General features: G+C 59.1%; 7 protein-coding genes. 5 read left to right on the top strand and 2 right to left on the bottom strand.

What is annotated here, in order from left to right:
• The 5 genes from HKN37_04420 to HKN37_04400 all read left to right on the top strand — a co-directional run.
• The coding region (locus HKN37_04420) for a tetratricopeptide repeat protein (GenBank protein ID NNE45887.1) at positions 1 to 858 on the top strand (858 nt) is incomplete at its 5' end.
• On the top strand, positions 858 to 3,560 hold the full coding sequence (locus tag HKN37_04415; protein NNE45886.1) for a serine/threonine-protein kinase: 2,703 nt from the start codon (positions 858 to 860) through the stop codon (positions 3,558 to 3,560). The genes HKN37_04420 and HKN37_04415, both read left to right, overlap by 1 nt.
• Entirely contained in the window at positions 3,557 to 6,322 is a 2,766-nt protein-coding gene (locus HKN37_04410) for a serine/threonine-protein kinase (GenBank protein ID NNE45885.1), read from the top strand. The genes HKN37_04415 and HKN37_04410 overlap by 4 nt, the downstream gene beginning before the upstream one ends.
• A complete protein-coding gene (locus HKN37_04405) occupies positions 6,319 to 9,024 on the top strand; it encodes a protein kinase (GenBank protein ID NNE45884.1) in 2,706 nt (901 codons plus the stop codon). The genes HKN37_04410 and HKN37_04405 overlap by 4 nt, the downstream gene beginning before the upstream one ends.
• 31 nt (positions 9,025 to 9,055) lie before the next feature.
• Positions 9,056 to 11,698: a serine/threonine-protein kinase gene (locus tag HKN37_04400; GenBank protein NNE45883.1), complete on the top strand. Its 2,643-nt coding sequence runs from the start codon at positions 9,056 to 9,058 to the stop codon at positions 11,696 to 11,698.
• A 138-nt stretch (positions 11,699 to 11,836) separates the two neighbouring features.
• Here HKN37_04400 and HKN37_04395 read toward each other — a convergent pair whose 3' ends face one another.
• Entirely contained in the window at positions 11,837 to 12,961 is a 1,125-nt protein-coding gene (locus HKN37_04395; GenBank protein NNE45882.1) for an ABC transporter permease, read from the bottom strand.
• 49 nt (positions 12,962 to 13,010) lie between these two features.
• Positions 13,011 to 13,478 (bottom strand): ABC transporter permease (locus HKN37_04390; protein NNE45881.1); only part of this gene is annotated, 468 nt, incomplete at its 5' end.

Raw genomic sequence — 13,478 nt, 5'->3', positions numbered from 1 at the left:
GTGGATCCGGAATATGCGCTGGGCTACGCCGGTCTGGCCAACACCTACAGTCTGATGAGCCTCTATGGTTTGCGGCCTCCTACCGAAGTACAGCCACTTGCTCGTGAAGCGGCCCGACGTGCTCTCGAAATCGACGACAGCCTGGCAGAGGCATACGCCGGGCTTGCGGCGGTACAATGGTCGTACGATTGGGACTGGGACGCGGCAGAGCAGAGCTATAAGCGGGCCCTCTCTGCAAATCCGAATTATGCCTCGGGTCACCAGTGGTATGGAGAGCTGCTCGCGAGTCGTGGACGTCTCGATGAGTCGATCGCGGAGCTGCGGATGGCCATGGAACTTGACCCACTGTCGGTGCAGATTCGAGGTGTCCTGGGCTCGTATCTCCTTCTGGCTGGTCGTGAACAGGAAGGGGTGGACCAGCTGCAGCAGACGGTCGAGCTCGAGCCTCGGGCGTTGTATGCTCTGTGGGTCTTAAGCACATATCACCTTGTCCGGGGGGACACTGAAGTGGGGGCCGACTATCTGAGGCGCACGCTCGAGATTGACGAAGCACCAATTATCGTACCGCTGCTGGCGTTTCAGCACGTAGCTCAGGGTCGACCGGATCAGGCCCGAAAGGTTTTGGAGAAACTAGACGAGATATCGAAGGATCGATGGGTATCCCGATACAACTATGCAGCCGTGTATGTAGCTCTGGGTGACACGGATGCGGCATTTGAGAATTTCCGCATGGCAGTGGAAGAGAGGTCCGACATGTTGGTGTACCTCGAGACCGATATGACGCTCGGCAGCATCAGAGACGATCCTCGATACGACGAAATTCTGGATGCCGTTGGACTCGTCCGGTGGGCAGACTGATGAAGCCCGGCACGCGAATATCGCATTACCGCATCGTTGACCAGCTGGGCCGGGGCGGCATGGGCATCGTGTACAAGGCCGAGGACACGAAGCTTGACCGGATTGTCGCACTGAAGGTACTGCCTGCCGCTGCGCTCGCATCCGAAGACGACCGGGCGCGGTTCTATCGCGAGGCGAAGGCGGCGGCTTCACTCCATCATCCGAACATAGCGACGATCTTCGGAATCGATGAGGGGCAGGTTGACGACGGCGCTGAAAGCCAGCCGTTCATTGCCATGGAGTTTGTCGACGGACAGACGCTGGCTGAGCGCATCGCCCAGGGTCCATTGCCGATCCGTGACGCCGTTTCGATCGCCGTACAGATTGCAGAAGGTCTAAAGGCGGCGCACGCCAAGGGGATCGTCCACCGCGATATCAAGAGCGGTAACGTGATGCTGCGCGAGGACGGCCGCGCCAAGATCCTCGACTTCGGTCTAGCCATGACGGCCGCCTCGACCCGGCTCACTCAACTCGGATCCACGCTCGGGACCGCCGCCTACATGAGCCCGGAGCAGGCGCGCGGTGAGGAGGTGGACCACCGCGCCGACGTCTGGTCGTTGGGCGTCGTCCTTTACGAGATGATTACAGGACGCCTGGCATTTCCGGGCGATTACGAGCAGGCGATCGTGTACGGCATCCTCAACGCCGAGCCCGAGCCCGTCACCGGTCTTCGGACCGGCGTCCCGATGGAGTTGGAGCGGATCGTAACGAAGCTCTTGGCAAAGGACCGATCGCGGCGTTACCAGAATGCGGCTGATCTTGTCGTTGACCTGGAGTCGGTCGACGTCGAGGCCTCCCGCGTGAGTTCCGTGGGTGTGGTGTCGAAAACAGGAGTGGCGGCGACAGCCTTGAGTCCGCCCGCTGAGCGCTCCAGATTTCGATGGCTCTGGGTACCGGTCGCGCTGGTCCTCTTCCTGGCCGGACTGGCTGCTGGACGGATTCTTCAATCACCGGATAATCCGCCACTTCGCAAGTATCAGATCCCCGTTGAGGCTCTCGAGGGCTTCGCCGTCTCTCCAGACGGGGAAAGCGTTGCATACTCGGCAGGTGGCGCACTCTGGCTTCGTCTATTGTCTGATCTCAATCATCGGCGGCTCGTTGACTCGATCGGCGTCGAGAATCCATTCTGGTCGCCTGGCGGTGATCAAATCGGCTTCGTGGCCGGTGGCAAACTCAGTCGAATTGACGCTACAGGCGGAGCGGCGGTCGAGATCTGCGAGATTCCTTTTGGAGGGTTTCTAAACGCTGTCTGGACCGCCGACGGGACGATATACTTTCTTGTTGTCACTGGTGGAGCGACAAGCGAGGTTTTTGCTGTGCCCGAGCAGGGTGGATCTCCGCGATCCTTTCTCAGGTCATCTGAAGATCCGGGCGTCTACACATACCTCGACATCGGTCCAATGAAAGGTGGCCGCTCCTTCATCCTGTCGAAACTCTCGTCCGACGATGACGCACCCCGGGTAGATTTTGAGACGATTTCTGCGGATGGTTCTGCCCGTTCGCTGCTCTCCGTTGAAAGTCGGGACGCCGTCTATCCCGCGTATTCTCCCACCGGACACATTGTGTATGCGACAGGTGGCGCCATTTGGGCTATATCGCTGTCTGAGTCGGATCGTTCGGTGGTCCAACCCCTCAGAATTGAGACGGGCGCCGGACGGCCGAGCATTTCTGAGTCAGGAACCCTCGTGTATCAGGGTGTCACGAGCGGAATTTCGCGTGCGCCGACGATACCCTCGAGTCAGGTATCCACGCGGCAGACCGAACTATTGCTGGTTGACCGTATCGGAAACACCGTGGCTTCGATCGGAACGGCGGACGGCGGTTCCTTCGACCCGGTGCTTTCTGAGGATGGCAGCCGCGTAGCCGTAGGCTACAACGGTGATGTCTGGCTTTACTCTGTGGGAAGAGAAGCACGGGTTCGCCTGACGTTTGGCGACGGAGGCGAGTATCCAGACATATGGATTCCGGGGACCAATCTTTTGATATACACGCGGCTTGGAGGATCCGGACGCGGCGATATCGAGGCAGTGGATACGGACGACGCCACGCGTACCTACGACCTGGTTGCTACCACGACTCCAGAGTTTGGCCCCGACCTGACCCCGGACCGTAAGCACCTGGTCTATTACGAAATCCAACAGGAGACGAACCGCGACATAGTGTACGTCCCGGTTGAAGTCGAGAATGGAAGAATAGTTACAAAAGGCGAGCCGCAACCATTGGTGAAGACCCCCTTCGACGAGGCGATGCCGGCCGTTTCCCCGGATGGACGATTTGTGGCCTATCATGCGAATCGGACGGGTCGATGGGAAATCTATTTGACCCGCTTTCCGGACGGTCGAAGGGAATGGCCCGTGTCTGGAGAGGGCGGTACAATTGCCCACTGGAATCCGAAAGGAGGAGAAATCTTCTATGTAGACACCAGTGGAAACCTTGTTTCTGTTCCTGTGGATACCTCCGGTGAACAACCAGTCATCGGCGAAGCCTCTGTTCTGTTCAACGGAGCACCGTTTGGTCACAGCTTCACGTCCGGATTTCATAACGGATACTACGGTGTTGGCCCGAGTGGAGACGAGTTTATCGTGGTTGGCTTCGAGGGGGCCGAAAGCACGACGGCAATAACCGTCGTCGAGAACTGGTACTCGGAGTTCGAGGAGAAGTGATCGGAACGACCATATCGCACTATCGAATCACCGACGAGATCGGACGCGGCGGTATGGGTGTGGTGTATAAGGCCGAGGATACGAAGCTCGACCGTACGGTGGCGCTCAAATTTCTGCCGCCGCAGGCACTCATCACGGAAGATGACCGGGCGCGGTTTTACCGGGAGGCACGGGCGGCGGCCGCACTGCATCATCCCAACATTGCGACGGTATTTGAGATCGATGAGGTGTCGCTGTCTGTGCCAGGGTCGACAGGCGAGGAAATGGATCCCCGCCGTCGCGGGGATGACGCGAATGAACGTTCTGATAATATCATCCCTGCGAAAGCGGGGATCTCCCCAGAACCCATCGCCTCGTCTCCTACTACGCCCCTCATCGCGATGGAGTATATCGAGGGACAGACACTCGCCGAGAGCGTGTCACAAGGACCGCTTCCGCTTGAAGATGCGATCTCCATCGCATCCCAGATTGCGGACGGACTGAACGCAGCTCACGAGAAGGACATCGTCCATCGCGATATCAAGTGCGGCAACGTGATGATCACGAAGAAGGGTGTCGCGAAGATACTCGACTTCGGCCTCGCGAAGACCACGGCGTCGACGCGGCTCACGCAGATGGGCTCCACGCTGGGAACCGCTGCCTACATGAGTCCGGAGCAGGCGCGCGGCGAGGAGGTAGACGGCCGCAGCGACATCTGGTCACTCGGAGTCATCCTGTACGAGATGGTCACCGGTCGTATGCCGTTTCCGGGAGACTACGAGCAGGCCGTCGTGTACGGCATCCTGAACGCAGCGCCCGAGCCGCTGACGGCGCTGCGCACGGGCGTTCCGATGGAGCTCGAGCTGATTGTCGAGAAGTGTCTCGACAAGGAGCCGGGCAAGCGTTACGGGCACGCGGCCGAGATCAAAGTCGATCTCGAGCGCATAGATCTGATGTCGGTGACTCGCTCGCGGACCGGTGCAATTCCGGCTGCATCGCCTGGTGCCGGGGCACAGTCGTCAAAGAAGATATACTGGGCCGCTGGCGGACTGATCGCGGGTGTTCTTGCGACTGCACTTGTCTTTCAGTTTCTAGGACCTCCAGGAACGCCGGCTGTCTCTCGGACAGCGGCGCCCGTGCATAGGTTGAGTCTCAACCTGCCACCGAGTGCTCCGCTCACGCCCGTGGGAGCTGCTAACCTTGGAGTAGGCCTGACGGCGCTACGACTATCACCGGACGGACAGACGCTGGTGTACTTAGCAGACGTTGACGGCGTCCCGAAATTGGCCGTCAGGTCGATGGACGGCGAGGAGGTTAGAATTCTGGACGGGACAGATCGCGCGTATCACCCGTTCTTCTCACCCGATGGTGCCTGGGTGGGATTCTTTTTGGACGGTCAGTTGAAGAAGATCTCCATAGATGGCGGCTCACCACTTCTGGTCTCGGCGGCGCCGGATCCATTCAGTGCCTACTGGACGAAGGACGATGAGATTATCATGGTGATCAGTCAGGGGTCGATGCTTCGGGGTGTGAGTGCTGGAGGAGGAGATCCAGTCATCGAGAAATCGGGACTACGGTGGAATCAAGCCAGCCTTCTTCCGGACGGGAAGACACTTCTCGCCGCCGATCGGGGACGAGGCAGTGTTCTGACGGTATCACTTGAGACGCTCGAAGGCAACACGATCATCGATCGGGGCACGGACCCGCGGTACGTGGAATCGGGTCATATTGTCTACTCTCTGCCCGGGCGTTTGATGGCGGTTCCGTTCGATGTCACATCGCTGAGCGTTACTGGCTCACCGGTCCCGGTGGTGGACAATGTCCGCACGGAGTCTGTGGCTGGCGGAGCCCAGTATGCCGTCTCCGCGAACGGCACCCTGGTTTACGTGCCCGGAGGAGCCTCGGACGTAGGGCGGCTTACCTGGGTGGATCGTGCCGGCCGCGCGACGGACCTTGGTTTTGAACCTGATCTCTTCGGAACGTTTCGAATCTCACCGGACGGGAACCGGATTGCTGCCGTCGTCAGACAACCGTCCGTCGCGGTCTGGATCTATGATTTGATTCGGAGAACGCGCTCCCGATTCACAGAGAATGGTGGCACTCCAGTCTGGACGATCGATGGTGAATCTATACTGCATCCGGTGCCGGGTGAAAAAGACGGTACCTTCAAGGTTGTCAGCATGCCTGTCAACGGCGGGCCTGCTACCCCGTTGATCGATGTCGCTTCGCCAGGAGACGCGTTCTCGTGGTCGCCCGACGGCAGCCTGTTGGCATACTACAGCGACTATGACCTGTGGCTGCTCCCTTTTGAGGACGGAAAGTCGGGGACTCCCCGAAAGTGGCTGGAATCGGAGGATCGCGAGTGGAGCCCGGCGATATCCCCGGATGGCCGCTTCATCGCCTATACGTTGATCGGCGAGGGAAATTCGGAGGTCTTTGTAGGACCCATCGAAGGGGGAGACGTGCGGTGGCAGGTCTCGGCCGACGGAGGCGAGGAACCGGTGTGGTCACCTTCGGGAGACGAGCTATACTACAGCAAGGGACGCACATGGTATGTGGTCGACGTGACATCAACTCCTCGGTTTGAGGCCGGCGTACCGCGAGTACTCTTCGAGGGAAACTATTTGAATGTGCCTGGTCAGGGTTACGATGTGCATCCGGATGGTTCCAGATTCCTCGTCGTCGAGTCCAACGAGTCAGACGCCCCCGTCGGCGAGCTCAAGGTCGTCGAGAACTGGTTTGAGGAGCTCGAGCGGCTCGCACCCACAGGAAGGATCCGATGATCGGCACTACCATATCGCACTATAAGATCACCGATGAGATTGGTCGTGGCGGCATGGGTGTCGTCTACAAGGCGGAGGACACGAGGCTCGACCGCACGGTTGCGCTCAAGTTCTTCCCGCCGCACGCGCTGGTTACGGAAGACGATCGGGCTCGCTTCTATCGTGAGGCACGGGCTGCCGCGGCGCTGCATCATCCGAACATCGCGACGGTGTTCGAGATCGATGAGGTGTCCCTGTCTGCGCCTGGGTCGACAGGCGAGGAAATGGATCCCCGCCGTCGCGGGGATGACGCGAATGAACGTTCTGACAATGTCATCCCTACGAAAGCGGGGATCTCCTCCGGATCCAGCGCGCCTACCACGCCCCTCATCGCGATGGAGTACATCGAGGGCGAAACGCTGACGGAGCGTGTGGCGAAAGGGCCGCTACCACTAAAGGACGTCATCTCGATTGCCACGCAGTCGGCGGAGGCACTGAAGGCCGCTCACGCGAAAGGTATCGTGCACCGCGATATCAAGAGCGGAAACATCATGCTGACATCCGACGGCGTGGCGAAGATCCTCGACTTCGGTCTGGCCAAGACTGCGGCCTCCACCAAACTCACGCAGATGGGCTCGACGCTCGGAACGTTCGCGTATATGAGTCCCGAACAGGCGCGAGGTGAGGAAGTGGACAACCGCTCCGATCTATGGTCACTTGGAGTTGTGATCTACGAGATGATTTCGGGTCGAATGCCTTTCGTCGGTGATTACGAGCAAGCCGTCGTCTACGGCATCCTGAATCAGAATCCGGAACCACTGACCGCTCTTCGCACGGGTGTATCGATCGAACTGGAGACCATCGTCGAGAAGTGTCTTCGGAAGCCCGCGAAACATCGGTATCAATCGGCGGCGGGACTGATTGCAGATCTGGAGTCCCTGACAGTTTCCACGAGTCGCATATCGGGGCCGCTGTCCGGAGTCCACACTACGACGTCCAGGCAAACTCTCCGAACTGGTGCACCAGAGCCAGCCGTCAGGAGATGGCTAATCGGCGCTGGCGCAGCCGCACTGGGATTCGTACTGGCATGGGTCCTGTTCGGCTTGCTCGGCCGGGGCGAATCGGACTCACAATTTGACGTAAGGCATCTGTCCCGGATCACGACGGGAGAGCAGGGAGAGATCTTCCCCGCACTCTCCCCGGACGGCCAGATGGTTGCCTATGTGGATGCGAAAGAAGGGCATCTCTATGTACGGCAGCTTGCAGGTGGGCGCGTGTTGCGGCTCGGTGACGAGCTGTCAGGTCAAGTGTTCTATCCGCGGTGGTCTCCGGATCAGACGTCGATCCTTTTTGAGTCCGGTGGGGTTCTGTATTCGGTTCCGCCCCTGGGTGGGCCGGTAACGACAATTGTACGTGAACAGGATGCGCGCCTGTTGACGCCCACATGGTCACCGGACGGCAAGCGCATTGTCTACAGCCAGGGCTCAGCGCTCGTAATTCGTGACATTGAGACCAGGAGTACTGTCGCATTCGAGTTAAGAGTACCGCACTCGCCCGACTGGTCGCCGGATGGAAGCCGAATTGCCTTCGTGTCTGGAAATTCCGCCTACCTGTCGGGCAATATTGCGCCCTCATCCGTCTGGATTCTGGCGCTGGACACCGGCGAATCTGCTCGTGTCACGGCAGATTCGAACGTGAACCTGAGTCCGGTCTGGTCCCCCGACGGAGCAGGCATCTTCTTTGTGTCGGATCGTGGCGGAGGTACGGATGTCTATTGGCAGGCGATTGAAGGCATAAACGCAGAGGGCACTCCGGCACGAGTCACCGTCGGCCTTCGCGCTCACACGCTCGATATTTCGTCGGATGGCGCCAGGCTGGCCGTATCGCAGTTGGCGGTTTCTCAGAATGTATTCCGATCGGAGTTGACCGGTTCGGGTGTCGTGTCGGCGGAAGATGCGGAACCGGTAACGACCGGTGTCCAGATGATCGAGGGGATCGCGATATCGCCCGACGGCCGCCGGCTCGCCTACGACTCCAATGTCGGCGGAAATCAGGACATCTACGTTCGAGAGCTCTCGGGTGGTGACGTGCGCCGCGTGACGAAGGATCCAGCGGACGACTTCGTGTTCGAGTGGTCACCGGATGGTCGCGAACTGAGCTTCCACTCGTTCCGGACGGGATCGAGAGGGATCTATACGGTTTCAGTAGAGGATCTGGCCGTCACTACCGTGATCGACTCCGAGGTGCATGAGCGGTATCCGACCTGGTCATCAGACGGTGAGGCCATCGCTTACTTTTACGGGAACTCGGGAGAAGTCAGGATCACGCGTAGGTCAGAGGTAGGGTGGGGCGCGTCGGTCGTTTTGGAAGACTTCCGCGGCGCCCCGCGCTGGTCACCAGTCGGTCAAGAAATAGCAACGACCGGTGCTGATGGGATCTACGTAGCCCGAGCATCAGATGCAGAATCACGATCGATCTCGCTTCCAGATGGGATGACGGCCTATGGACTGGCATGGTCCGAAGACGGCCGCCTATTGTACTTCCTGGGCGCGACTGGCTCGCGCTGGGGCATCTGGTCCGTGCCCTCGTCGGGTGGAGTGCCAACACTTCGTGTTGACGGCGGTGGCGCCCCGGCAGGTTTCCTCCACATCGCCGTGTATGATGACTTCGTGTACTTTACGACCCGGGAAGTGAGCAGCGACATCTGGTTGCTGGAGTTCTAGATACGATTCCGCAATCCATTCCACTGAGAGCATGATCGGCACCACCATATCCCACTATAGAATCACGGACGAGATCGGTCGCGGTGGCATGGGTGTGGTGTACAAAGCCGAGGACACCAGGCTCGACCGGACCGTCGCACTCAAGTTCTTTCCGCCGCACGCACTCATCACCGAAGACGACCGGGCTCGCTTCTATCGTGAGGCGCGGGCTGCCGCGGCGCTGCATCATCCGAACATTGCGACGGTGTTCGAGATCGATGAAGTTAGCATACCGACGGATTCCGGGGCCTCGAAAAGCACCCCCCTCATCGCGATGGAATACGTCGAGGGCGAGACGCTCACGGATCGCATCGCCAGAGGGCCTCTTCCCCTCAAAGATGTCATATCGATTGCCACGCAATCGGCGGAGGCTCTGAAGGCCGCACATGCAAAAGACATCGTTCATCGCGACGTGAAGAGCGGCAACATCATGCTCACGTCCGACGGCAAAGCGAAGGTGCTCGACTTCGGTCTGGCGAAGACCGCTGCCTCGACGAAGCTGACACAGATGGGCTCGACACTCGGTACTGCCGCCTACATGAGTCCGGAGCAGGCACGCGGTGAGGAAGTCGACAACCGCTCCGATCTATGGTCGCTCGGCGGTGTCATCTATGAGATGATCACAGGTCGGGTGCCATTCCCCGGCGACTACGAGCAGGCGATCGTCTACGGCATCCTGAACTCGGATCCGGAGCCGCCTACGGCCCTTCGTTCCGGTATTCCGATGGAGCTCGAGTGGGTCGTCGACAAGCTTCTTAGCAAGGATCGCACAAAACGCTATCAGAGCGGCGACGAGGTCATCGTTGACCTGGCCCGTATTGATCTCGGCGCGCAGTCGACTATGAAAACGGCAGCGTACACGAGTGCACACCCGGCGCAAGCAGACGCCAAGCGATCCTCGGTACCACTCTGGACACTCATCGCAGGCGTTGTTCTTGCCCTGTTGGCCGGAGCGTTGGCGTCGTGGTTCCTGTCCACCGGGGAGAGGGAGCAGGCCGTTCTTCATCTGCAGCTTGCCATTGCAGAGGAGGCGGGAGGCGCGGTGGCTGCGTCGAACCAGGGACCGTCCGTCGCGCTTTCGCCCGACGGGGAACGGCTGGTCTTCAGGGGCCGATCGGACGGACGAATACGACTCTTTGTGCAGAACTTCGCCGAGGGTGGCGTGCCGACTGCCATCGACGGGACGGAAAATGCCAACGCGCCTGTGTTTTCCCCTGACGGGAACAGCATCGTCTTCAAATCGGGTAACTTTCTCAAGAAGGTTGGCCTTCGTGGCGGTGCCCCGCAGAACGTGGATCCGAGGGGGGGCGAGTATCCGAGTTTTTCATGGTCACAGGATGACCAGATCGTGTACGTGCCCAGCTATGGGGATGGGGTATATCGCGTCCCCGCATCCGGTGGTGATCCGGAGCTGCTGGTTGACCCGGACATCGAAAAAGGTGAAGTCGGATTCACGTACCCGCAGCTGCTACCGGGAGGGACGCACATTTTGTGCGCGTCATACGGGAGCGGCTTCAAGATTATTGTCATAGATCTGGAGGATAAGACTCGCACGGTACTGTTCGAGGGAGCAATAGCGCCCAGGTATCTGCCCAGTGGACACATCGCCTTCGTACAAAAGAAGTCTCTTCTGGTCGCCGGGTTCGATGAGGAAGGATTGACAATCGGTGATCCGGTTGTAATGGTCGACGGGGTGCTCTCGGACTTCGATACGATCACCTCGCACTATGCCGTTTCCGCGTCAGGCTCGCTTGTTTTTCTGTCCGGAAGCACGATATGGGATCGCGACCTGATTGAGATCGACCGTGCTGGAGGCGTGCGCGTTATTCAGACAGAGCGGAGAGGATTCAACGGGCTCGGGCTGTCGCCCGACGGCTCTCTGCTGGCAGCGCAGGTTCTGTCAGGTCTCGACGAAGCTGAAATCCGAATGATCGATATGCAGAGCGGAGATGCCCAGCGCTTCGCGTCCTCACCATCCTGGGAGAATCGCGGGCCCTGGCTCCCCGACGGATCAGGCATGGTATTCAGTTCCGAGCGACGTGGCACAGCGGACATCTACGTGCAGCGTTTCGGCGACTCGGGTCCGGTCTCGCTGGTCACGAACGAGCACAGCAAGTATCCTACGTCGATTTCAAGAGACGGTAGCCTGGTCGCCTATCAGGAGGTTCACCCGGAGACGGGCTCCGATCTCTGGCTGGTGTCCATGGATGAACCGGAGAGTCCACGACCGTTCCTTCGCTCATCGGCGTTCGAGGATGACGCGGCGATTTCGCCGGATGGGCGACACGTCGCATACACATCGGACGAGTCGGGCCGCAATGAGGTGTACGTGGCTCTGATCGAAGGCACGAGTCGACGTGTGAAGGTGTCGCGGGACGGAGGGACGAACCCGGTATGGATCAGGTCGGGCGGCGGCCTGCTGTACCAGATTGACGGGACGGTCATGGAGGTGGAAACACAGGACCGGGGAAGGTCCTTCTCGAGACCTCGCGTGGCGTTCGAGGGTGTGAATCAGTGGACCGCCAGGGCAGACGGTAGCGCCGTGATTACCCTTTCGGCCGTACCGTCGCCGCGACAACCGCAGCTTGTTATTGGATGGTTGGATGAGGTGAAGAGACAGGTTCCGTCGAAGTAGGTTGTCGCGCTCAGGATCGGCACCGCCCCATCGCATCACCGCGTCGTCGAGTAACTCGGGCAGGGTTGATGGACATCGTCTATAAGCCGACTGAATGCGCTTGGAGTCAGGCGCGCTACGAGCTCTGCACCGAGTGATTCACGCCGTCACCTTCCTGTACTGTCTCACGGCCAGCGACAGCACGATGAACGCGTAGACGACGAGTGCCACGAACTCGTTGATCACACTCTCGAATCCGGCACCCTTCAGCAAGACCCGCCGCATGATCTTGATGAAATACGCCACAGGGTTCAGCCGCGTCAACTCCTGAGCCCAGGGCGGCATGCTCTCGATCGGCGTGAACAGTCCGCTCATCAGGATGAACACGACCATGAAGAACCACGCGAGAAACATAGCCTGCTGCTGTGTGTCGGTGAACGTCGAGATCCACAATCCGATGCCGAGCACGACGAGCATGTAGACCGTCGCGAGCGCGAAGATCAGCGGCAAGCTTCCGAGCATCGGTACGTCGAACAGCAGCCTGGCAATGACCAGTCCGAAAGCCAGCTCGAAAAGGGCAATCACCAGGAACGGAAGGAGCTTGCCAATGATGAACTGGTACTTCCGGATCGGCGTCACGTTGAGCTGCTCGATCGTGCCAATCTCCTTTTCACGCACCACATTCATCGCGGAAAGAAAGGCGCCGATCATCGTTACGAGCACGACCAGGATTCCCGGAACCATGTACGTCTCGTAATTCAGATTCGGGTTGTACCAACTGGCAGGTACCACCGCGATTCGCGGACCCTGCACAGACGTCACCGGTGTCCCTACCTGCTTTACGAGAATTTGCCGGTCGAACGATTCGATGATGTTCGATGCATACGAGAATGCGACGCCGGAAGTCGCCCCGTCCTGCGCATCAAGAATAATCTGGAGATCCACAGTACCGAGTCGGCGGAGATCCCGCTCGAAATGTCTTGGGATCTGCATCACCATGTCCGCGTCGCCACTGAGCAGTGCTTCGCCGGCCGAATGCTCGCTACCTGGCTGCTCCACGATCTTGAAATATCCGGACGCCTCGATCTTGCTCACAAGCAATCGTGAGGTAGCGGACCGATCCATATCGACGACGCTCACCTCGATCTGCCGGACTTCAAACGTCGCCGCATTACCCAGAATGATCAACTGGATCACGGGCATCACGAAGATGATGGGCAGCATCGCGCGGTTCCTGAAGATCTGCAGGAACTCCTTCTGAAGTATGTAGAGCAGCGTTCGCATGCGGCGCGACGTTACATGTTGCTTGAGATCTGGAAGAAGGACTCGAACACTATTCCAACCGAACCTTGAAGCTGCGAATACTTGCGATCATCAGCAAAAGGGTCATTCCCCCGAGGATGACCGTCTCCTTCCAGAAGTAGGCAATACCAACACCCTTGAGCATGATGCCCCGGATGATGATCAGGAACCACTTCGCCGGCACGATGTGGGTGACCCATTGAAGGGGTTCGGGCATGCTGGAGATCGGGAAAATGAAACCCGAAAGGATGACCGTCGGAAGCAACAGGCCGGCGAGCGAAATCATGGTGGCGGTTTGCTGCGATGAGCTTCGGGCGGAGATCAGGATCCCCAGCGACAGCGCACAGAGGATGAACAGGAGGCACTCCAGAAGAAGCAGCGGGATACTTCCCTTGACGGGAACGCCGAATACTAGACGGGCCAGAACCAGGATCGTGATGACGTTGACGAACGACAGAAAGAAGTACGGGATGACCTTTCCTATGATGATTTGAATCGG

This window comes from Rhodothermales bacterium (assembly GCA_013002345.1).
Classification (GTDB): domain Bacteria; phylum Bacteroidota; class Rhodothermia; order Rhodothermales; family JABDKH01; genus JABDKH01.
The sequence above is the reverse complement of the archived record's forward strand: the minus strand, read 5'-3'. Positions and strand labels throughout refer to the sequence as shown.